Source organism: Haematobacter massiliensis (assembly GCF_000740795.1).
Taxonomy (GTDB): domain Bacteria; phylum Pseudomonadota; class Alphaproteobacteria; order Rhodobacterales; family Rhodobacteraceae; genus Haematobacter; species Haematobacter massiliensis.
Window position 1 is genome coordinate 37,145 of sequence record NZ_JGYG01000019.1, and the last position, 21,438, is coordinate 58,582.

24 protein-coding genes are annotated in these 21,438 nt (G+C 62.9%); 9 read left to right on the top strand and 15 right to left on the bottom strand.

Features of this window, described 5'->3' with window-relative positions; genetic code table 11:
* Positions 1-135: 135 nt before the first annotated feature.
* The 3 genes from CN97_RS17940 (at position 136) to arsJ (ending at position 3,271) form a co-directional block, all read left to right on the top strand.
* Positions 136-990: a metalloregulator ArsR/SmtB family transcription factor gene (locus CN97_RS17940; RefSeq protein WP_035714404.1), complete on the top strand. Its 855-nt coding sequence runs from the start codon at positions 136-138 to the stop codon at positions 988-990.
* A 5-nt stretch (positions 991-995) separates the two neighbouring features.
* Entirely contained in the window at positions 996-2,003 is a 1,008-nt protein-coding gene (locus CN97_RS17945) for an ArsJ-associated glyceraldehyde-3-phosphate dehydrogenase (RefSeq protein ID WP_035714407.1), read from the top strand.
* A gap of 80 nt (positions 2,004-2,083) precedes the next feature.
* Positions 2,084-3,271 carry an organoarsenical effux MFS transporter ArsJ gene (gene arsJ, locus CN97_RS17950; protein ID WP_248700124.1) on the top strand — a complete coding sequence of 396 codons (1,188 nt, stop codon included), beginning with the start codon at positions 2,084-2,086 and terminating at the stop codon, positions 3,269-3,271.
* Here arsJ and CN97_RS17955 read toward each other — a convergent pair.
* From CN97_RS17955 to repA, 9 genes are all read right to left on the bottom strand, one after another.
* Positions 3,258-4,418 carry an MFS transporter gene (locus CN97_RS17955; protein WP_084684251.1) on the bottom strand — a complete coding sequence of 387 codons (1,161 nt, stop codon included), beginning with the start codon at positions 4,416-4,418 and terminating at the stop codon, positions 3,258-3,260. The two genes, arsJ and CN97_RS17955, sit on opposite strands and share 14 nt — an antisense overlap.
* A 55-nt stretch (positions 4,419-4,473) precedes the next feature.
* Positions 4,474-5,526, bottom strand: coding sequence for a permease (locus CN97_RS17960; protein WP_176414895.1), 1,053 nt, complete (start codon positions 5,524-5,526; stop codon positions 4,474-4,476).
* Between the two features lie 55 nt (positions 5,527-5,581).
* Positions 5,582-5,899: an ArsR/SmtB family transcription factor gene (locus CN97_RS17965; RefSeq protein WP_035714411.1), complete on the bottom strand. Its 318-nt coding sequence runs from the start codon at positions 5,897-5,899 to the stop codon at positions 5,582-5,584.
* Between the two features lie 164 nt (positions 5,900-6,063).
* A complete protein-coding gene (locus CN97_RS20995; protein WP_007803240.1) occupies positions 6,064-6,228 on the bottom strand; it encodes a hypothetical protein in 165 nt (54 codons plus the stop codon).
* Between the two features lie 389 nt (positions 6,229-6,617).
* Positions 6,618-7,091 (bottom strand): hypothetical protein, encoded by a 474-nt coding sequence (locus tag CN97_RS17970; protein WP_035714414.1) that lies wholly within the window; start codon positions 7,089-7,091, stop codon positions 6,618-6,620.
* 99 nt (positions 7,092-7,190) lie between these two features.
* On the bottom strand, positions 7,191-9,362 hold the full coding sequence (locus CN97_RS17975; RefSeq protein WP_035714416.1) for a ParB/RepB/Spo0J family partition protein: 2,172 nt from the start codon (positions 9,360-9,362) through the stop codon (positions 7,191-7,193).
* A gap of 169 nt (positions 9,363-9,531) precedes the next feature.
* Positions 9,532-10,752 carry a plasmid replication protein RepC gene (gene repC, locus CN97_RS17980; RefSeq protein ID WP_035714467.1) on the bottom strand — a complete coding sequence of 407 codons (1,221 nt, stop codon included), beginning with the start codon at positions 10,750-10,752 and terminating at the stop codon, positions 9,532-9,534.
* Between the two features lie 212 nt (positions 10,753-10,964).
* Positions 10,965-11,897 carry a plasmid partitioning protein RepB gene (gene repB, locus CN97_RS17985; protein WP_035714418.1) on the bottom strand — a complete coding sequence of 311 codons (933 nt, stop codon included), beginning with the start codon at positions 11,895-11,897 and terminating at the stop codon, positions 10,965-10,967.
* Positions 11,881-13,074: a plasmid partitioning protein RepA gene (gene repA / locus CN97_RS17990; protein WP_035714420.1), complete on the bottom strand. Its 1,194-nt coding sequence runs from the start codon at positions 13,072-13,074 to the stop codon at positions 11,881-11,883. The genes repB and repA overlap by 17 nt, the downstream gene beginning before the upstream one ends.
* A gap of 209 nt (positions 13,075-13,283) precedes the next feature.
* On the opposite strand from repA, the gene CN97_RS17995 reads away from it, so the two are divergent.
* Positions 13,284-13,511: an AbrB/MazE/SpoVT family DNA-binding domain-containing protein gene (locus CN97_RS17995; RefSeq protein WP_035714424.1), complete on the top strand. Its 228-nt coding sequence runs from the start codon at positions 13,284-13,286 to the stop codon at positions 13,509-13,511.
* The gene (locus CN97_RS18000) at positions 13,501-13,929 is read left to right on the top strand and encodes a PIN domain-containing protein (RefSeq protein ID WP_035714426.1); all 429 of its coding nucleotides are present in this window, start codon (positions 13,501-13,503) and stop codon (positions 13,927-13,929) included. Before CN97_RS17995 ends, CN97_RS18000 begins: the two co-directional genes overlap by 11 nt.
* A gap of 62 nt (positions 13,930-13,991) precedes the next feature.
* Here CN97_RS18000 and CN97_RS18005 read toward each other — a convergent pair whose 3' ends face one another.
* Positions 13,992-15,089 carry a tyrosine-type recombinase/integrase gene (locus CN97_RS18005; RefSeq protein ID WP_407059741.1) on the bottom strand — a complete coding sequence of 366 codons (1,098 nt, stop codon included), beginning with the start codon at positions 15,087-15,089 and terminating at the stop codon, positions 13,992-13,994.
* A gap of 225 nt (positions 15,090-15,314) precedes the next feature.
* Here CN97_RS18005 and CN97_RS18010 point away from each other — a divergent pair, with 225 nt between their 5' ends.
* Positions 15,315-16,133, top strand: coding sequence for a DUF1403 family protein (locus CN97_RS18010; protein WP_051911420.1), 819 nt, complete (start codon positions 15,315-15,317; stop codon positions 16,131-16,133).
* A 2-nt stretch (positions 16,134-16,135) separates the two neighbouring features.
* Complete coding sequence (scpB, locus tag CN97_RS18015; protein ID WP_211253711.1) at positions 16,136-16,771, top strand: SMC-Scp complex subunit ScpB; 636 nt, start codon at positions 16,136-16,138, stop codon at positions 16,769-16,771.
* A gap of 26 nt (positions 16,772-16,797) precedes the next feature.
* Here scpB and CN97_RS18020 read toward each other — a convergent pair whose 3' ends face one another.
* The 5 genes from CN97_RS18020 to CN97_RS18040 form a co-directional block, all read right to left on the bottom strand.
* Positions 16,798-17,460, bottom strand: coding sequence for a hypothetical protein (locus tag CN97_RS18020; protein WP_035714437.1), 663 nt, complete (start codon positions 17,458-17,460; stop codon positions 16,798-16,800).
* A 303-nt stretch (positions 17,461-17,763) separates the two neighbouring features.
* Positions 17,764-18,069 (bottom strand): GIY-YIG nuclease family protein, encoded by a 306-nt coding sequence (locus tag CN97_RS18025; RefSeq protein ID WP_084684252.1) that lies wholly within the window; start codon positions 18,067-18,069, stop codon positions 17,764-17,766.
* Positions 18,070-18,126: 57 nt separating this feature from the next.
* The gene (locus tag CN97_RS18030) at positions 18,127-19,239 is read right to left on the bottom strand and encodes a cytochrome P450 (RefSeq protein WP_248700123.1); all 1,113 of its coding nucleotides are present in this window, start codon (positions 19,237-19,239) and stop codon (positions 18,127-18,129) included.
* 144 nt (positions 19,240-19,383) lie between these two features.
* A complete protein-coding gene (gene lspA / locus CN97_RS18035) occupies positions 19,384-19,884 on the bottom strand; it encodes a signal peptidase II (RefSeq protein WP_035714444.1) in 501 nt (166 codons plus the stop codon).
* Positions 19,881-20,735 carry a cation transporter gene (locus CN97_RS18040; RefSeq protein WP_035714447.1) on the bottom strand — a complete coding sequence of 285 codons (855 nt, stop codon included), beginning with the start codon at positions 20,733-20,735 and terminating at the stop codon, positions 19,881-19,883. The genes lspA and CN97_RS18040 overlap by 4 nt, the downstream gene beginning before the upstream one ends.
* 56 nt (positions 20,736-20,791) lie before the next feature.
* Between CN97_RS18040 and CN97_RS18045 the strand changes: the two genes are divergently transcribed.
* Entirely contained in the window at positions 20,792-21,136 is a 345-nt protein-coding gene (locus CN97_RS18045; RefSeq protein WP_035714448.1) for an ArsR/SmtB family transcription factor, read from the top strand.
* The gene (locus CN97_RS18050) at positions 21,133-21,321 is read left to right on the top strand and encodes a multicopper oxidase domain-containing protein (RefSeq protein ID WP_035714453.1); all 189 of its coding nucleotides are present in this window, start codon (positions 21,133-21,135) and stop codon (positions 21,319-21,321) included. The genes CN97_RS18045 and CN97_RS18050 overlap by 4 nt, the downstream gene beginning before the upstream one ends.
* Positions 21,322-21,438: the final 117 nt, after the last annotated feature.

Consider the following 21,438-nt stretch of genomic DNA (forward strand, 5'->3'; position numbering starts at 1 on the left):
GCTCCACTTCATGCGCATCTGCGCATACGCGGGCGTGATGTGCCGTGATCTGGATCAAGCAACTCAGGTGCATGCACGTCCGGTGTCATGAAACCTTCATTGGACGGCTCCATTTATTTCCTATAATCGGGAAATATGGAACAAAGCCGCGCCATTCATGCCTTCGCCACGCTCGGACATCCCGGCCGGATGGCCGTATTCCGCCTTCTGATGCGCTTTGCACCGCAGGGCGTTCGCCCGACCGAGATCGCCGAAGCGCTCGGGATGAAACAGAACACGCTGTCGCATCATCTCGCCGACCTGACGGCGTCTGGTCTTGTTCAGGTCACACGGGTCGGCCGGTCGCTTTACTACGCCGTCGATCTCGACACGACCGAGGGGTTGATCGGCTACCTCGCCCTCGACGTGGGCCGCGCCCGGCCCGACCTCCTTGCCCCCCTGCTCTCCGCCCCAAAGGACACCGTTCAAATGGACCGGACACTTCCCGATACCGACTTCGACGTGCTCTTCATCTGCTCAGGCAATTCTGCCCGCTCGATCTTTGCCGAAGCACTCCTGCGCGATCTGGGCAAGGGCAAGTTCCAGGCATTCTCCGCAGGCACGCGTCCCAACACCGAGTTGAACCCCTTAGCGCTGGAAATCCTGAAGCGCAACGGCCACGACATCTCTGGCTTGCGGTCCAAGCACCTCTCGGAGTTCCAGCAGCCCGGGTCCATCGTCATGGATTTCGTGTTCACCGTCTGCGACACGGCGGCGGCTGAAGAATGCCCGCCCTGGCCCGGCCAACCAATCACCGGTCACTGGGGACTACCCGACCCGGTGAAGGCCATCGGAACCGATGCCGAGAAGGCGCTGGTCTTCGCCCAGACCTATGCCGCGCTGCGCCGGCGGATCACGGCTTTCGTCGAGTTGCCGTTCGAATCGCTCAGCCGGATGTCCCTGCAATCCCGGGTCGATGCGATCGGCTCTGACCCGCAAGCAAAGACTTGATCCCCATGACACGTATTGCCCTGAACGGCCTTGGCCGCATCGGAAAACTTGTCCTCCGCGATCTGATCGACACCGGTGCCGTGGGCGAGATCGTCCTCTTGAACGATCCCGTCGGCGATGCCGAACAGCACGCGCTGTTGATGGAGTTCGACTCCGTTCACGGACGTTGGCGCACGCCGGTCGCTGCGGGCGATGGCGCGCTGGTCCTGAATGGCCAGACCGTCCGACTGACGCATGAAAGGACGATCGAAGCGCTGCCTCTGGCTGAACTGGGCGTCGATCTGGTGATCGACTGCACGGGTGTCTTCAAGACCGCCACAAAGGTTGCACCCTACTACGCCGCGGGGGTGAAGAAGGTTGTAGTTTCGGCCCCGGTCAAGGATGGCGGTGCGCTGAACCTGGTCTATGGCGTCAACCATCACCTCTACGATGGCTCACAGGCGCTGGTGACGGCGGCCTCCTGCACCACCAATTGCCTCGCCCCGGTGGTGAAGGTGATCCACGAGGCGCTCGGCATCCGGCACGGGTCGATCACCACGATCCATGATGTGACCAACACGCAGACCATCGTGGACCGTCCGGCAAAGGACATGCGCCGCGCTCGGTCTGCCTTGATGAACCTGATCCCGACAACGACGGGATCCGCCACGGCGATCACCCTGATCTATCCCGAACTCAAGGGACGCCTGAACGGCCACGCGGTGCGAGTGCCGCTCCTCAATGCCTCTCTCACCGACTGCGTGTTCGAGGTGGAGCGTGCGACCACGGCCGAGGAGGTGAACGCGCTGTTCGCCGCCGCTGCAGAGGGACCGCTTAAAGGAATCCTTGGCTTCGAGACCCGGCCCCTCGTCTCCTGCGACTTCACCAACGATCCGCGCTCGTCCATCGTTGATGGGCCGTCGACCATGGTCATCAACGGCACACAAGTGAAGATCTACGCCTGGTATGACAATGAATGGGGCTATGCCTGCCGGCTGGCAGATATTGCGCGGATGGTTGCGGGTTCGCTGTGACTGATACCGCAAGTCCTGCTGCCCCGCCGCCAAACCCGCTCCGGGCCTATGCCGCCGTGACGGCGGCCTATTGGGCCTTCATGCTGTCGGACGGTGCGCTGCGGATGCTGGTGCTGTTGCACTTCAACAGCCTCGGCTTCACGCCCATCCAGCTTGCGTGGCTGTTCCTGCTGTATGAGGTTGCCGGCATCGTCACCAATCTCGCCGCCGGATGGCTGGCCGCCCGTTTCGGGTTGGCCACGACGCTCTATGGCGGTCTCGCGCTACAGATCGGCGCGCTGGTGGCACTGGCGCAGCTTGATCCGTCCTGGGGAGTCGCCGCCTCGGTCGCCTTCGTGATGGCGGTGCAGGGGGTCTCGGGCGTGGCCAAGGACCTGGCCAAGATGTCCTCGAAATCCGCTGTCAAGCTTCTGGCCCCCAAGGAGGACGGCGGATTGTTCCGCTGGGTGGCGCTCCTTACAGGGTCGAAGAACGCGGTAAAGGGGCTGGGCTTCTTCCTCGGCGCGGCGCTGCTCGCGCTGGCGGGGTTTCAGGCGGCCGTCTGGGGCATGGCGGCCGTGCTGACAGCGATCCTGATCGCTGTCGTCCTATTCCTGCCCGCGGGCCTGCCGGGGCGCATGAAATCCGAAGAGGCCTGGGGTGGCTGGCGGTCAAAGGATCCGCGTGTGAACCGGCTTTCGCTGGCGCGGATGTTCCTGTTCGGCGCGCGCGACGTGTGGTTCGTGGTCGGCATCCCGGTCTATTTCCAAGCAGTCTTGTCGGACGGGACAGCCGAGGGGCGGCGTGAGGCGTTCTTCCTGATCGGCAGTTTCCTCGCGCTCTGGATCATCGCCTATGGCGCGGTGCAGGCCTTTGCGCCCCGGCTGCTCGGCGCCAAGGGCCAGCCCGAGGCAGAGACCACCCGCAAGGCCATTCTCTGGGCGAGGGTTCTGGTGCCGATCCCGTTCCTGCTGGCCGGAGCCGCATGGGCCGCGGGCGAGCCGGCGGAATGGTTGACGGCAACGCTCATCGCTGGCCTTCTGGTCTTCGGCTTTGTTTTCGCCGTCAATTCGTCGGTGCATTCTTACCTCATCTTGGCCTTTGGATCGGCAGAGCGGATCACGCGGGATGTGGGCTTCTACTACATGGCGAATGCGGCAGGTCGGCTGATCGGCACGCTTTTGTCCGGCCTAAGCTATCAATTCGGCGGGCTGCCACTTTGTCTCGCCACGGCAGGCCTCATGGCATTCGCCAGTTGGCTGGCCGCCCGTCGGCTCAGGTCCGTCTGAGTACGAACAGCGCAATCGTCGTCAGCACACCAACACCGGCGGTCAGCCAGATCGCATTCAGCCCCCAAGCGGCAAGGGCCGCGCCGAAAACCAGCGGCGCTGCCGCCTGAAAGATACGAGCCGGAGCATTCAGCCACCCCAGCCGCGCGCCATATCCGGAGGGTCCAAACAGAGCGAGCGGCAAGGTGCCCTTGGCAATGGTCAGGATCCCGTTCCCGGCCCCGTGCAGAAGCGTGAAGGCATAGGCCGCAGGCGCGCCAAAGCCCACAAGTGCCACCGCCGCCACCGGATGCGCCGCCGCGGCCAGCCGGGCGGATGCAAGGGGATGGAACCGGCGCAACAGCCCGAATTCCAGCACCCGGGCCGCGACCTGTGCCGGGCCGATCAGCGCACCTGCCGCGATGGCCACGGCCGTGCTGGCCCCTGCCGACTGCAAAAGCCCCGGGAGATGCGCGGCCATCGCCGTCGAATTGAACCAGGTCGCGGCGAAGACGAAGGCCAGCAACCAGAGTGCAAGGCGCGACAGTGGCGGGCCGTCCTCGATCGGTGTTGAATTTGCGGTTACCGTTTCGGTGCCCTTCGGCAGCCACGCATTCAGCGGCAAGGCCACGGCCAGATGGATCAGCGCCCAGCCGATACAGGCCTCGCGCCAGCCCCACGTTGCCAGCATCAGCCCCGACAATGGCCAACCCACCGTGCTCGCGAACCCGGCGATGAGGGTGATCCCGGTGATCGGGCCGCGGGCCTCCTTGCCGTAGATACCGGCCAGCGTGGCAAACCCCGCCTCGTAAAGCCCGATCCCCATGCCAAGACCGATGACCGCCCAGCCCGCGAACAGCACCAGCGGTGAGGGCGCCACAGCAAGAAGGCCGAGGCCAGCCGCGAAGACGAGGTTCGACAGCATCAGGACTCCGCGCCCGCCAAAGCCGTCGATCCGCGCCCCGGCCCAGGGCCCGACCATGGCGGAAACCACCATCGCCATGGAAAACGCACCAAACACCCAGACCGGCGAGAGGCCAAGGTCCTCAGCCATGGGCACAGCCAGAACGGCGGGGATGTAGTAGCTGGAAGCCCAGCTGACGGTGAGGGACGAGCCGAGAGCAGCGACAATCAGTCCTCGCCGCGCCGGCGACAGTCTTGGGATCATGATGGAGCTTCGAGCTGGAAGGGAGCGGCGAGACAACGCGCCTCGCTGCTGGTGTTCATGCCACCTGCGTCCAGAGCTGGAACAGCAGCCCCGATGCGAAGGCACCAGTAAGAGATAAGCCGATATAGACTGCAAAGACCTGTGGCCGCGCCAGCGCCCAGACCGCCATGGCCGCCGGGATCGAGGTGACGCCACCCGCGACGAGGAATGCCATGCCTGCCCCGGGCGCCATGCCCTGCTCGATCAGCCCACCGACCAGCGGCAGCGCGGCGTAGCCGTTGAGGTATGCGGGGACACCGACAAGCGTTGCGGTCACAATGGGCATGAGGCCCTCGCCCCCGAGCGCCGCGGTTACGGTCTCCGCCGGAATCCATGCCAGCATGAGGCTCTCCAGGATGAAGGCCAGCGTAAGCCATTTGGCGAGGAACAGTGTCGTGGTCAGCGCCGTTTTGCCGAATTTCGCCCGCCGGTCGGTGTCGGCCCAGAACCGCCAGACCACTGGCTTCGGCGCGCGGATCTTCGCGCCACCGCAGCCGCCGTTGCCGATGCCATCGCGCAGCGGATCGGCAAAGGCGCCGCTCTTCATAATCAGGTGCACCACGGTGCCGCCGAACACGCCCAGCCCGAGGGCAGCGAGCGTCTTGGCCACCGCGAACTCAAGGCCCAGCACGCCCGCTGTCAGCACGAACATCGACGGGTCCATGATTGGCGAGGCCAGCCAAAAGGCCATGACTGCTGACAGCGGCACGCCCATCGCCAGAAGTGCGGCGATCAACGGGATCACTCCGCAGGAGCAGAAAGGCGAGATGCCCCCTGCCAGTGCACCCAGCCCGATCATCAGGATCGGCGCGCCGGTGAAGGCCTTGGCGATCAGGTTGTCAGCCCCCGTCGCATTGGCCCACGCGGCAATAGTGATCGACAGGATCAGAAACGGCGCCGTGTTCAGGAGTGCCGTCCCCGCGAACAGAGCGCTGTCCGTGGCCAGGGGCGTGTCGAAGACCGCCAGCACGCCAAGGATCAAAGCCGAGGCGAGCCAGACCCGCTGCTCCTGCCATAGATGGCGCAGCGTGGACTGGAAGCCAGGTCTCGGGAAGATTGTGTCAGTCATCACCAAATCTCCGGATTTGCAGTTGTTTTTAGGCAAGAAAAAAGATTCGCAAGGCTCACGCCGCATCCTCCGATGAGCGGACTGCAACGCCAGCGCAGCATTCGGACGTCAGGAAGCCGACAAGGCGATGCATCGCGGGGAAATCAACTCGGTTAAACACCTCACGGCCCTGCTTGTCCTGCAGCACCAACCCCGCATCGACCAGCGTCGAGAGGTGATGCGCCAGGGTCGACGGGGCAAGCCCCAGGTGCTCACCAATATCGCTCACGCGCAGCCCGTCATCCCCAGCCTTCACCAGCAGGCGAAAGATCGCGAGGCGGGCATCATGGCCGAGAGCGGCAAGGGCGCGTGCGTTGGGGCTGATAGTGGTCATTGCGCAATAATAACTACTATTCTAGTTTTGTCAATGTTTCGGGAAGGGAGGTGACTGTTGATTTCCGTTGCCACCAACACCGATCCATCTGCGCGGCCCTGCGCAGATAGCGGCGAGCGCTTTCCAGCGCCGCGCGCGAGCCCTCGGGAAGTGAGGCCGAAGCCTCACCCAAAGGGATCGTATTCCGAAACGATCACGACCTCGTCGCCGTCGATTTCATCGGCGGGGACGGCGCCGAAGGTTCCATCTCCGGCCTGGAAGACGACGATCGAGACCATGAGTGTGGCGGCGAGGGAGGCGGCGAAGGCGTGTGCATCTTTGCGGGACATCTGTTTGGCTCCTGTCTTGGAGGCGGGGGACCATCCCCCGCGCGACAGGACCCCGCAGGCCCGAAGACTGGCTGACATCACCGGGTGCGTTCGGCTTGCCCGAATCCACCCGGCGGCACGGGCTCGCCCGTAGTCCGACCCCTCGCGGGTTGATCTCGAAGACAGGATTCGGGGCAAGGAAGGGAATGGCGAGCGGGGGATGGTGCCCCAACGTCAGGAGCCGGTTGTCCCGCTGATGCTTGGAACGCCGCCAGCCTCCCGGGCAGGCTCGTGGTTGAAGACCTCCGTATTGGGGGATGGATCCTTTGGCGCCCCGCGCCATCGCGGGACGAGGGTGTGTTTGGTGAGAGGCCCGATCCTTCGGCAGGCCCCTCACGCCTTAGCAGGGCTCAGGCAGCCATGTCCGCCTCCCCTGCCCTATCGCCGTCCTCGGCACCGACGATCTCGAGCCGCGCGTTGCGATAGCCCTCCCGCGCAATCCATAGCTCGGCCGCGGTGACGGACTCCGCCAGATGCAGCAATTCAGTGTTGCCCCCGAAGTCGAGGAGCACACGCACCTGCCCGGCCTTCGGTACCTCGGCCACCTCGAAGATCAGACGGCTGTCCACCGAATGGCTGCGCATGATGGTTACGAGGATCACCCCGTCCGAAGAAAAGTTCCCTTCATGCAGCGTAAAGGAAGCTGGAGCGGTCCAGGTCGGATAGACCCGGGGCGGCTCTTTCTTCACGAGACGGCCGACGCCGTTCGAACGCTCCCAGGCTGCCAGCTTCTTGGTGAAGCGTGCCGGTGGCTTGGGACTGCCGTCGGTGTAGCAGATCAGTGCCCCGAGGGGGGCTGTGTCGATGATGGTTGTTGCAGACATGATTCCTCATCCCGAATGCGAGTGTTCGCATTCATCATATTGATATTGCTGTATTTTGTTGGAATGAGGGCGGGTTTCCCCACCCCCGGATGGCTCAGATCACTCTGCGGCCATCATCGACGCGGAACTCTCCGGCAAATCGGCCGTCAGGAAAGCCGGGAGATCGATGTCTTCGGGCTCGCCCGCATCTTCCCCCTGCCCTTCCGCGAGTTCCTCGCCGTCGCGCGCCGCCAGATCAGGCCGACGCAGGACCTCTGGCAACCAGCCGCTGCCTTTGAGAAGCCGCTCGGCCTCGGTGGCCATCTCGCCCTTCTTCAGGTGATCGAGAAGCTGCGCAGTCCCCGCCCCCTTCGCTTCGCGCACGGCCTCGAGGATCCGGGCCTTGGGCACACGGTGGAGGTAGCCATCGACCGTCGGCTCCCAGCCCGCTTCGACCATGTCGAGATCGACAGCACGGGCCACCAGATCGGCGTGGGCCATGCGGCGGGTCAAACCGCTGGCCGAGATGCCCGCCCCATAGGGGTTCACCTTCTCATGGAGCGCGTTGATCCCAAAGCTGAGGCAATGCGCCAAGAGAGCCAGACGGCTGCTCTGGTCGAGGACCGTCAGATAGTCCCAGAGTGCGGCATCGTCTCCGAGGGGCAGATCGACCTCCCAGGCCGCGTGGCGCTCGTCGACCAGCTTGGCCACCACGCTGTCCTTCAGGTCAGGCGCCTGCGCCGACATGTAGACATGGCGTACGGAGGCCTCGAGACAGCTGCCCGAAGCCGAGGAGGTGCGGAAGGTGTCCGTCACCAGTTTCAGGAGCAGGAGCGTCAGCGCAACGTCCGGCGACCGCCCGATGGCTTCGCGCAGCGCAAGGGTCCGATGGGCCGTCAGTTCCATGACCAGCCGTTCGGGCAGCGGCTTCAGCGCTCCGTCGTCCTCCTCCTCGGACGCATCCGCACCAATCGGCTGACCGCCCGAGGTGATGACGGTGCCGCCAGCGGAGATCGCCGACGGTTTCCAGCTGGAACCGCCGACATCACCCCCCTGCCCCATGCCATCCACACCATCGCCATCCTGGACCGCGGTCTCCTCGTGCGGCTCGTCCTCTGGCCGAACGTACCCGCGATAGATCGCGAGACTGCCATCCCGATCCAGCGTCACGAAGACGCCCGCGCTCGCGACCTCGGCCAGATCGTAGATCAGCGGCCGCTGCTCGAGCGCTTTCATCGCCATTTCCAGCTGACCGAGCCGAGCGTCGATCTCCTCGGGGTATTCCTCCTGGCCGGAGTATTCCTCTTCCAACGCACGATACTCAGCGAGGAGAGAAGCGTGGGCCGCGCTTTCCTCGTCGGTCATCGGTGCCGGATCACCAACCAGACGCCGCAGACCGTTGCTGTAGCCGTAGGGCAGGTCGGTCGCGACCTCGATCCACTTCCAGCCCTCGATGGCCAGCGCCTCGGCTTCGGCCTGGAGCTTCTCAGCGACCAGCCGATCAAGCAGGGCGGGGTCCTCCAGCCAACCGCCGTCATCGCCTTGGAAGAGATCGCGCAGCACTATACCGCCCGCCGCCTCATAGGCATCGACACCGACGAAGACTGCGCGACGATCGGACGCCCGGACCGAGGTCTCGGTGAGCATGCGGCGGATGGCGTAGGGTTCCTTGTTCCAGGAGTTCTTCACCGCATCCCAGACCTGTTCCTGGCGCGCATGATCCGGGTTCACCGTGAACGCCATCAGCTGTTCCAGCATCATGCCATCCTCGGCATAGACCTCGAGCAGGGCAGGGGCCACAGAGGCCAATTTTAGGCGCTGCTTCACGATCTGGGGCGTGACGAAGAAGGCCGCCGCGATCGCTTCCTCGCCCTGACTCTTCTCGCGCAGGGCCTGGAAGGCGCGGAACTGGTCGAGCGGGTGCAGGGCAACGCGCTGCATGTTCTCCGCAAGCGAGTCATCCTCCGCCAAGATCTCCGACGCCGCATCCCGCACGATGCAGGGGATCGGCGCGGTCTTTGCCAGCCGCTTCTGCTTCACCAGCAAAGACAGCGCCTGGAAGCGCCGACCACCGGCGGGGATCTCGAACATGCCGGTCTCGACACCTTCGGCATCAAGAATGGGCCGCACGTTCAACCCCTGCAGCAGGCCGCGACGCGCGATGTCCTCGGCCAGTTCCTCGACCGAGACGCCGGCCTTGATGCGCCGCACGTTGGACTGGCTCAGCACGAGCTTGTTGAAGGGAATGTCCCGCGACGGGGACAGGACGATGTTCTGGGCCACTTTCGCCATCAGATCTTCTCCACGACGGGCGCCGGAAGCCACTCTCCCGATCTCACTTCCCGTCACCCCTCAAACCCCCAACCTTTCCCTCTCGTCGGCTACCGACCCATCGCCGCGTGACTTAACAGCTGTAAAGTCGCGCCGAACTTGATGATCGCTCCAAAAGACTTAACAGCTGTTATGCAGCATTCCGCCGGGACATCAGCGCCATGATCATCGGTCCGCAAGAGAACTCACCGGCCGCAGCCTTCGATGTCAGCGCACGGAGGTAGCCACCGGGCGATCTGATGTCGGCAAAGCGTTCCAGCATGGCGACAACAACGATCGATGCCTGCTCGGGGCCCATGAACCGTTGCGCTTCTTCCCAAGCGGAAGCACTGATCCCCATGGCCGGCCGCACATGACAAGCCGCGTCGAAAAGCTGATGCCAGTGCCTGATGTCGCCCTGGTAGAAGGTTTTCAGCGACCGACAGCCAGCGATGACCAGATGGAGAGGGATCTTTGGCACACGTCTTGTGTCCGCTTCTTCCGCTTCTTCCGCGTCAGCCGCAGGCGCATCCGTTTCAGCATACGGCGCGCCGGCCGTCGCCCCGCCTTTTTCTAAGGCAGGTTCAAAATCTATAGATTCTTTATTTGAATTATGATGGTGGCGCTCAAAACGGACATCATTGGTGTTCATTTCTTCCGTTTCAGGACCATCAATGACGTTCCGAGCGTGCTCAAGAAGGGCTTCGAGGTCTGCTCGGTATGCCGATAGCTCCTCGAGCGCTAGCTTGCGACGCAGGGCGCGCGCCGTGAGGACGGCCTTGTCGCGTAGCTGGTCCCAGAGACCAAGGCCTGGCTGGAGCTCCTCTCCAAACTCTGCGAGGGCAGCGAGATCGCGCCGCATGAGGCTCACGACCTCCCGCAGCCGACGCACACGATCCTCGGCCTCACGCACGGCCTCTGCGGCCCGTGCCACCTCTTCGGACCGGCAGTAGAGTGGCGAGAGATCGAAGCCGAAGGCCACGCGCTCTTCGCCATGTTTGCGGACATACCTCTTCCCGTTGGGACTATCGCGTCGCATGAGCAAGCCAGCGTCCACCAGACGGACAATGTGCCTCCGCATCGTAGAGCAGGGCATGCCGTTCAGCCGCTCGCAGATCGCCTTGTTGGACGGGAAGACGACCATTTCTGCGTTCCCGCCGAGCGCATCATCCGGAAAGAAGCTGAGAAGCCCCTGCAGAACGGTCAGATCGCGCTCGGAAACCCCAAAGGCGGCCTGCGCCTTGGACAGCTCGCGAAGGAGTTCCCACTTGTTGATGGGCTTACCCGGAACAGATACCTCAGGCCGCTCGACCACGCGCAGATGGGCGTGCGAAATCGGCCGCATAAACGGCGAAACCGGTGTGTACTCCATGATGTCATTCACGAAGGCAAAATTTCCCTGGCCCGCGAATCGCTTTGCGCTTGCGGGAAAGGGGCCAGATCGCTACATTCAGAGGTGCGAAAACTGAGTTTTGTAGCGGGCTGGTCCCGTGCGAAACCTAAGAAAGGTCTCGTGAAGCTTGCTTCTCGGGGCCTTTTTCTTTTCTGCCTGTCTCGTGCCTCCTTTTTGGTTGTTGCTCTTCCTCAGTCTTCCTTGCGCTTCCAGCGCTCGTGAAGCTCGGCGATCAGCTGCGGGGCCTTGCCCTCAAGCCAGCTGACAAAATCTCTGTCCTCGGCCTTCAGCTCGAGCTTGAACTGTCGGCCGCGGCGCCCTGTCGCGATGGTTGCAGCCCCGACACCCGGAATGGCCACACTAGGTGCCTCTCGGGGGCTTGATGGGCGGGTCGGCCGCTCTGCCTGCACCACTGCGGCGAGGACGGCCAGGAACGCGGCGTCCGACTTTTCGTCAGGTCCACCGGAGTGAGAGGACCTGGTCTCTGCCGCTACTGCAGCGAGGTTCTCGCGGTCCACAGATGCATCGCCCAGTGACTTCTTGAGTTCCTCCCAACGAGGCCGGCCGATACCTGGCGCAGCACCTATCGCTAGGACGAGGCTCTCGCCAACCGCGCGGACGACGCTTAACAGCTGCGACACACCAGCTTCGGTAAGACCTAGAACCTCTGCCACGCCCTTGTTGGTGCGTTCCGCCTCTCCCAGGTGATCGCCATTGAGCAAGGCTGCCGCCACCAAGGCACGTTCGATGAAGCTCAGGTCGCGGCGTTCTTGGTTCTCGAGCAGCTGATCCCGAAGCGCCTGATCCCCGTCCATTTCGGTGACGATCGCACGGACCTTGATCCCGAGATCCCGGCAGGCTTCAAGCCGACGCCGCCCGTAGATCAGGCTGTAGCGATCCCCTTCGAGAGGTCGCACGAGGATCGGCACCCGTTGGCCACTTCTGGAGATCGATGCCTTCAGCCCCGCAATCTCGATTTGAAGACGGTCATCCAGCCTGCCCACGGTCTCGACATGGTCAGGCTCGATCTCGAACACGCCGCCCCGCAGCCTGCGCCCCTCAAGAGCATCGGGGGCATTGCGCAAGGTCTGCAAGGGCAGTCCCAGTTTAGGCTTTCTTGCCATTGCGTCCCCACGTGCTTTGGATGATCGCAGCGATCTCGTCGTTGACGGCATTCATGGACTCGATGGCGCGGTCGAAGGTCTGGCGCGTGAAGTCCTTCTTGTCCGCCTCATACAAGGTCTGCTTGGTCAGCCCTGCATCCGATATCGCCGTCGACTCGACCATGTGGTTGGTCAGCACCGAACGCCCGAAGAGCCCGCGGATGAAGGCGATCACCTCGGTTTGCGGGGCGTCGCCCACCTTGTAGCGGGTCGGCAGGAACCGGAGCCAATCGAACCGCAGGTTGGCGCCTGCATCGCGGATCACGCCCAGCAGGTCGGCCGTCATCCGCAGGAACTGCGACATGGACATGAGGTCAAGCATCTGCGGGTGGACCGTCACCAGGACGCCCGAGGACGCGGAAAGGGCAGACATGGTCAGGAAGCCCAGTTGCGGAGGGCAGTCGATCACGACGACATCGTAGTCACTTTCGACGCTGTCGAGGGCGTCTCGGACTCTCGCGAAGAAAGCGCGGGCGCCGCCACGCTGGATCGCGGCCGGGGTCTCGTGCTCGAACTCCATGAGCTCGAGATTGCCCGGAATGAGATCCAGGCCACGGATGTAGGTCTTCCTGATGACCTCGGAAACCGGAACAGGGTCGTCATACCGGACTGCGTCGTACAGCGTCCCGCCTTCCATGAGGTCCAGTTCAGGCTGGATCCCATGCAAGGCGGACAACGACGCCTGCGGATCCAGATCAATGGCCAGCACACGATAACCCTTGAACGCGAGTCTCTGCGCAAGGTGCGCTGATGTGGTGGTCTTGCCGCTTCCACCCTTGAAATTCACAACGGAAATGACTTGCAGATCGTCGCCCCTACGACGGCCCGGCACGTACGTTCCCGGCTTCTTGGCGTTGGCCTCAAGGCTTTGTCTGATCTCCCAGACATCGTCGAGGGTGTAGCGGCGATGGCTACCGGCCGTCGTCTCAACGTCGGTGATCTTGCCTTCCCGATGAAGTTTGCGAAGATAGGTATGATCGACACCGAGCAACTCGGCCGCCTCACCGCTCGTCAAGCTGCGCATCACCTTCTTCGCGTCGGGCGGGAAGTGCGCTGCACGTTGTGCATGCAGGTTCGAAGCCAAGAGTTCGGCGTAGTGGCCAATGGCGACGTCCAGGTCTTTGTCTATCTCGGTCATGCCCCGCTCGATCCGTGGGCGCGATTTTTATGTAACCGCGCGTTATTTTTCGAGACTATTGCCTGACCGACCAGATTCGTGCAAGCACTTTCTAAATCTGGTGTCAGCCACTGCGTGACGCACAAGAGTAGCCCGGGCTCGTGGACAGGCTTGCTCATGCAACCCGCATGATATACATTACTGATCGTATATCCACGCAAGAGGCTACGATGCAGGTCGCAAAATGGGGCAACTCGCTTGCCATCCGCTTGCCCGCTGAGCTTGTCCGGGAACTTGGCCTCAAGGAAGGCGATCAGATCGATCTGGTCAAGGACGACGGCCAGGTCAGAGTCCGTCGTCTGGCGCGCGCGGATGAGGTGCTGACGGGGCTGCGCCGCTTCCGGGGCAAGCTGCCCGCTGCGGCACGCCTGAGCCGCGACGACGCGCATGAGCGCTGAGTTCGCGGATACGAATGTCGTTCTTTACCTGCTCGACGATGGCCCGAAAGCCGATCGCGCCGAGGTTATCCTGGGGCAGGGTCGCCGGATCAGCGTTCAGGTCCTGAACGAGACGCTGGTGAACTGTCGCCGCAAGGCTGGCCTGAGCTGGGAGGAAGCAGGGGCGTTTCTTGAGGGCATTCGTGCCTTGTGCCCCGTCGAAGACCTGACCATTCAGACCCACGACGTCGGCCGCGCCTTGGCGGAACGCTACGGCTTCTCGATCTACGACGCCATGATCGTGGCCAGCGCTTTGGTAGCGGGCTGCACCACGCTGTGGAGCGAGGACATGCAAGATGGCCTGCTGGTGGAAGGCCAGCTTCGCATCATCAACCCCTGTCGCGTTTGGTTCCCGATTTCAATTGAAGCGGTTAGCTGAAACCTGAGCGGTCTGGTTGGAGCTTGGCATTTCAGCAAAGGCTCGACGGAAGGGCAGGGGGCTCACAGGCCTGCGGCCTTGGTCAGGTTCACCCGGAACCTGTCGCCGCGTCGCTGGTATCGGCGGGTCATCTCTGCGCTGGCATGACCAAGCTGCTTTTGAACGTAGCGCTCATCAACTTCCGCGCTGCTGGCAAGGCCTGCGCGCAGGGAATGGCCCGAGAACAGCCGCACGCGCTCGGCTTCAGGCAGATCAGGGCGTAGCCCGGCCTCGCGGGCGCAGGACTTGATCAGCCGGGCGACGTGCTTGTCCGACAACCGCTCGCTCGTAGCTTTCAGGCCGTTGCGTGACGTGGCGACGAAGATCGGGCCGAAGTCGATCCTTGCGTAATGCAGCCACTGCGTCAGGGCATGGACCGGGCAGGTCTGATCTGATGAGCCGCGGGCGATTTCGACCTCGCGCCAACCGGTCTTGCCGCGCAGGGTGAGGAGCACGCCGTCCTCCAAGATCTCGACCCAGCCGCCGGAGTCAGGCGTGTCATCCTTGCCGTGGTCGAGGCTGACAATTTCGGACCGACGCAGGCCACCAGCAAAGCCGATCAGCAGGATCGCCCGGTCGCGCAGGCCGCGCAAATCGTGGGGGAGGGTTGCCAGCATGTCGCGCAGGTCTTCCGGCAGAATGGCCTCTTTCTGTGCTGGTGGCCCTGCGTGCTTGCGGCGGATGCCAGCCAGGACGCTGGCAATGTGCCGATCTTTGCGGTCGAGCCGCTCTCCGCGCTGCGCATAGCCCCAGGTCAGGCCAGACAGCCGCCGTTCTATAGAGGAGGCCGAGAGGGCAGGTGCTTTGCCGCTCGGCGCTGCCAGATCGGCGATGTAGAGGCCGATCAGCTGGGACGACGAGGGGAGAGGGTCCGCGCCACGCATCCGGCACCAGCGCGCGAAGTGGGCCCAATCCTTGGTGTAGGCCTTCAGCGTGTTCTCCGACGCCGCCTGACGCGCATAGTCACGCGCCGTTTCGACCAGGCGGTCGAGCGTGCCCGAGCCAGCGACATGGGAGGGCAGGGCGATCGTGTCGCGCTCCGTATCAGCGCTGTCGTCCCGCTCATGGCGATCGGGACGTTCCGGGGGTTCTGAAGGCGATTTCTCGGGCGTTTCGGTCATACCGTCGAGCATACTCCCGGCACGTCCGATAATGCAAACTTATTGGACATTATACACGCGTGACAAGCGCGGCGGATAAATCGAATTATACTGGTATAAAGCGCCGCTACTTGCTAGCCTCTCCGCATGTCCCGTGCCGTGAAATCTCCCCCGCCTGCCCCAATCCCTCCGGCCGTGCCGCGATGGATACGGCACGCCGTGGGCCGCGATAATCCTGAAATTGCAATGTTTTTTTCCGGAGCAGCGCTCGCCACTTTGGATCCCTTCGTGCGTTCTGATGATGTCGTTGGGATGCTCTGGCGCAAGCGGTTGGCGCTTACCGCTGCTGCGGCGATCTCAGGGTTTGAGGGTCGCCGGGAAGGGGAAGCCGAATTACGCGATGCCCTGGCTTTTTGTAAATCTGGCGATGACCCAGGTCCGGCCGGGCGGATGCTGATCGGCTGGCGTGCTTTGGGCGAGGCGCGGGCCCTGCGCTCGGCAGAATGGCCGGCGCGGCTGCCCGGCTTCTTTGATCTGTCGCCCGAGCCGGTATCAGTGCTCTTGCAGGACCTTGGAGCGCGGTTTGTTGGTCGCGCCCATCCGCTGCGCTTTGCGGCTCAGGCGGCCAGGGAGGTTCTTGCCCTGGGCCCGGCCTATCGCGGTCTCGCCCTCTGGCTGGCGGATGCGGCTTTGGCCCGGGCGCTTGGACAGGATCGTCCTGTGCCGTTGCTCGCGCCCCATCTGCCGCGTTCGGCTTTTCGTCTAGAGGGCGAGGCGTGGCTTGCTGCCTGCGCGAGCGCCTGGGGCAGGGGAGCGGTTGCGGCTATTGATCTCCACGTCGATCTGGCCCGCCGTGCCGATGCCTTGCGCGCGGCAAACCTGCGGCGGCCAGGAAAGGACACGGCCGCTATCATCACCGCCCTTCAGTCCGAGGATGCGCTGGCGGCACAGGCGGGGAAGGATGCCAGTGATCGTGCGGCGCGGCGCTTGCTCGGCAGGCTGACATCGCTCGGGCTGGTGCGCGAGCTGACCGGCCGCCCGACGTTCCGGCTGTATGGGTTATGACCATGGCCCCGAAATCATCTGAGCCGCTGGACACCGAACTTGCCGATCTGCCACAGGCCTTGCGCTGGCGGGAGTGGATGGCGCGGGTCGAGGCCGTGCTGTTCGCCGCCTCGGAGCCCATGGGCCGGGAGGTGCTGACGCGTGTGGTGGGCCGGGACTGTGCGCTTGATCTCCTGATCGAGGATATTTCTGCTGAACTGGCGGGTAGGCCTTACGAGATCGCGCGTATTGCGGGAGGTTGGCAGTTTCGCACCAAACCGCAACACGCGGCGGCGATCCGCGCTGCCCGCAAGGAGGGGGAAGGGGGTCGCGATTTAACCCCGAACGAGGCCCTCGTCTTGACCATCATTGCCTATATGCAGCCGGTGACCCGTGGTGCGATCGCGCGGTTGATGGGTCGAGAGGTGAGCCGCGATCTGATTGCACGTCTGCACCGTCAAAACTTGATCGCCCGTGGTCCGCGCAGCCCGGAACCGGGCGCGCCCTATACTTACGTCACCACGCCGGGTTTCCTGGTGCAGTTCGGGTTGGAGACCCTGCGCGATCTGCCCGATATCGAGGCGCTGCAGGATGCCGGGCTGCTGAAGCCGGTGGCCGATGTCGATATGGATCTGCCGATTGCCGCTGAGCAGGAATGATTTCACCTGCTCAGTGCTCTATCTGTTCAAGGCCGACGGGAGAGGAGAGCCGTGACCTGCTGCGTGCTGTCCAGCCAGGCGGCCACGTCTGGACGGCGCCATTCTATGATCCTGCGAATGCGCTGGTGATCTTCATGCAGATTTCGAGCGAAGATGGGCTCGTGATGCGCGATCCGGTTTCTCAGCTTCCGGACCTCGTCGATGTCATCGAACAATCTGGCGCGGGCTTCTGACAGCGTCAGTGCTTTGTCATATCCCGGAAATGTCGCCGCGAGGTGGGGATCCCAGATCCGAGGCTGCTGGCCTTTCAAGAACAGGAAGCGCCAAAAGGCGAACTTCAGCTCGGCGACGACCTTTCCCGCTGTGGGAAGCTTCGCTGCGCAGTCTGTCAGATCTTCTCTGGGCCTGTAGCCCCTCGTTGGTGCTGGGAGCGTGTAGACGAAACCGCGGTTAAGATGCCAGTTGCCTCCAAAAACCGCCTCAATCGCCTCGACTGCTCCGTTTCGGATCGACAGCTCGCAGTACTGTAGCATGACGTAAAAAGCGGCAGACACATCGGTGTTCCAGCAGTAGAGATCCATCGCCCTCTGACGATCGCCCGCGGTTTCACGCAGATAGGTGCTGAACCGGGGAGGTGACAGCACGGCCTCAAGCTCAAAAATCAGCTGGTTCGAAAATCGTGTCTGCATGGGACGTTGCGGTATAGTGATATTGACCAGAAGACCATAGTGACCTATCTAGATCAGGTAAGGCTTTGAGGTTCGCGGGCATCTGCCTTCCCTCATCGTCGTAAGATCTGCAGAAAGCCCGTCGCGTTCGCGGCGGGTTTTCTAATTTGGGCACTATGTGCGGACTGCCATGCTGTAGGTTGCGCCCTGCCTGCGATTTAGCAGGCAGGGCAAGGGCAGCGGCTGGTCAACGAGTTTTATAATCCAAACCGGCGATGTGACTTCAGAATTTATGCCGCCTTGGGAGACAGATGTCTGTAGGCTTTATTTGTCTGGCCGCAGGACGAGACTGGCCTTCCCTGGATCATAGCGAAATTCTGTGATCGTTCCGTCTTTAATCTTCTGAACGGCCTCATCAATCACGAAGAGCGGCACTAGGAACCATTCGCGCGGAGTTACGGGTCTTCCGAACCGATCGGCAATCTCGATATTGAGCTGAGCGTTTCCGAAAATTCGGTGGATGAGGTTCTCGAGCCGAGTCTGGTTGATGTTGTAGAGCTCATAGGTCGCTACGACCTCAACTGGGGCCATGAGGAATGTGGGCTGTAGCTGCGCACCTGCTATCCACATGGGAGGCGTTCGAGGCCACGAAGGATGCGCGGTCGGTCGATCCGGACGAGGGCGAAGCTACTGCCGAGGCCTGACGTTACGCATGATGAACCGAGATTTGGGCATGGGCGGCAGTTCTCCGGTTTCCAGATCCAGATCCAGATCCTGATCCGGCACTTCGTAGTCGATGGCGTTCACGAAGAAACTGCAAAACGCCTTCATCTGGCTGATCGCGATCCACTCGCCCGGACAACGGTGGTTCCTGTGGTGATCGCCACCGCCCTGCGGAATGAACTCGTAGGGAGTGACCTCCCGATCGTGAAACCGCTCGGGCCGGAACTCTTGCGGCGCGTCCCACGAACGAGCGTCGGTATTCGTGCCGTAGAGGTCGAGCAGAACCCTGTACCCTTTGGGAAAGCGATATCCGCGCCACTCGAAATCGCTCTTCACCCGTGCCGCAACCGCGGGAAAGAACGGATACAGACGGCGGACCTCTTGCACGAAAGGTTCGAGCTGTCCCTCGTCGTCCTTCAGCTTTTGCCGCCACTCGGGATGCCGATGTAAAGCATGCGCCGCCTGAACTATGAACACGGATACCGCGACGGTCGGGCGCAGGACATTCAACAGCTCTACGGCGGCCACCCTGGGGGTCAACAACTCCCCATCGAGATCGCGCCATGTCGCGATGATATGAAGGGCACTTTCCTGCGTCGGCTGAAGCTCACCATCGCGGACCTGTTGGATTAGCCGTGCTGCCCATTTTTCCAGGCGGTGGCGCGCCAGACGCGCGCGCCAGTGTTTGGGGCCAAGGGCCCCGGCGTCCTGAAAAAGCGCTGTAAGCTGCGCCCTTCGGGTCGCCACCTCAGCTTCATCAAGCGGCACCCTGGCCCAGGCGCAGACAGCTCTTGTGAGCATTTCGCGCACTTCGTCATAGAGGACGACCTCGTTCCTCGCCTCCCAGTCCGGCGCATATTTGTCCAACATGTGAAGCGACGTGCCCTGAAGCGCGGCGATCCGCTCGGTCCCCATGAGTGACATGAACATCTTCTTGCGGTGCTGGTGGGCAGCGCCGTCCAATCCCTGAACGCCGCCTTCGCCCAGCAGGGTCTTCTGTATGCGGCCCGGCATCGAGCCCGCGCGGATCAGTTTATCCTCGGAATAGAAAACTTCCGCTGCCGCCGCGCCGGTCATGCAGATCGTCTCTTGAAGGAGGATGCGGGTTTCGAACAGGTCTGTGTCGAGTGCGCGGCAGGTCTCCGAGATGAACCCATATGGGTTGCGCAGCAGGGCGAGTGTGCTGTCAAAGCCTTTCGCAGATGGTATGCCGAACATGGGTTACACCCCCGTTGTGTTTTCCTTGCGTTCACTCTGACCAGGCTTGTCCTTCGCAGAGCGGAAGCTGTCCCAGAACAGCAGGGCTGCGCCGCAGAAAATCGTTACGTCCGCGAGATTGAAGGACGGCCAGTGGTATGATCCGTAATGGAAGTCGAGAAAGTCAGGAACGGCCTGATAGCGTACGCGGTCAAGAATATTGCCGAGTGCGCCGCCGATGATCAGACCGAGAGCGGCAGCTGTCAGCCTGTCCGGCGCGCGCCATAACCAGATCAATAGCCATGCCACGATCACGCCAGCAAGCGCGATGAGACCCCACCACGGTACGAACCCGCCGAGCATACCGAAGCTGACCCCATCGTTCAGAACCCGCACGAGGTTAAGAAAGGGTAAAACCTCGACCCCGCTCTCGAGCGCCGGTGTGGTCAGGGCGAGCGCCTTGGTGCCCTGATCGAGACCGAGCGCTGCGATTGCGCAGAGCCCACCGAGAACGCGACCGTTCATGCCGTCGCCTTCAGATCGCCCCGCGCGTCGCGGATGATGGCCCAAGCGGAGTGCAGGAACAGTCCGGCGATACCGAAGGCGACGATAAGGTCGGGCCACGCGCTGCCCAGCCACGCCACGAGACCGGCGGCGATGACGACCGCCGCATTGCCGATAGCGTCGTTGCGCGAGAACAGCCAGACAGCCCGCATGTTCGCGTCGCCCTTGCGGAATCGCAGCAGCGGCAGAACGGAGACGACGTTCACGACAAGGGCGATCATACCGAGCAGGCCCATGAGACCTGCATCCGGCGTCGTCTGTTCGAAGACCCGGACGATGGTCGTGCCGAGGACGCCAAGACCGAGGAGCCCGAGGAAGATGCCCTGGATCAGAGCCGACCGTGCCCGCCAAGCGAGGCTCCAGCCGATGGCCAGCAGGCCGAGGAAGGTGATCGCGCCATCGCCGATGAAATCGAGCGCATCGGCCTTCACGGCCTGCGATCCGGAAATGAAACCGCCGATCATTTCGAGGACCCCGTATCCCACGTTCAGGATCACGACGATCCAGAGGGCACGGCGGTAGGCCGGGTCCTGATGGGCAGGATTCGGCGGAATGTCTTCATCGCCCTCGATCCGGTCGAAGCCATAGCCTGTCACCGCGACTGCCTTTTCGATGTCCGGCAGGCGCACTTCGGGTGCAGTCAGTGTCATGATGTGCGTCGCGGCCGACACTTTCACATCGCCGGGCGCGACCCCGGCTGCCTGTGCCGCCCGCTCGATCTGCGCGGCATCCTTGGCGCAATCCATACCGGAAACCCGGTAACGGACGGGCGGGACATCTGCCGTCGATCCGGCATTTTCGGTGTTGGCCATGGTCGCGCTATTCCTGCTAGGATGAATCGAAGAACAACATATCAGCGAGGAGTGATATGGCGCAATTGGTCGATGACCGCAAGAGCGCAACCATCGAGCGACGGGCGAAGCTGTTCCGCGGCTTCGCGGACCCGAGCCGCCTGGCCATCCTCGGTGCACTTTGCAACGAGCCATTGGCCGTTCACGAGCTCGTCGAGCGGACGGAACTATCGCAACCCAACGTCTCCAACCATCTGAGGTGCCTGCTGGAGTGCGGGCTTGTCGCCAGCGATCGCGATGGGCGTTTCATCCGCTACCGTATCAGCAGCCCGCGCATCACGGTTCTTCTGAGCGATGTGGACGCACTTCTCGACGTGGTCGCAGAGGGCGTTGAGGCGTGTGACAATTATCGTGAGGCGTGAGTCAGAACGGACGGCCGGTCGACTCGGCGCAGATCGGTTGGAAAGATGTTGTCCGTGTGCAGGGTCCGACCGGAATCCTGCTGAGGTTCGACAAGCTGGCTTCGGAAGAGACACCATTCATGTATCACCGCCACATCCTCGAACACGAGGATGCGGGCATGATGGGGCAGTTTACGGTCACATAACAGGACCCCATCCGCTCGACACCGGGCGTCGTCAAGAGCTTACGTCTTCTTGCGGCGTTCTATCAGGTGCCGGTGTCGCCTTGTTGGTAAGCCCACGGCGGGGACCGCGGTCAGGCA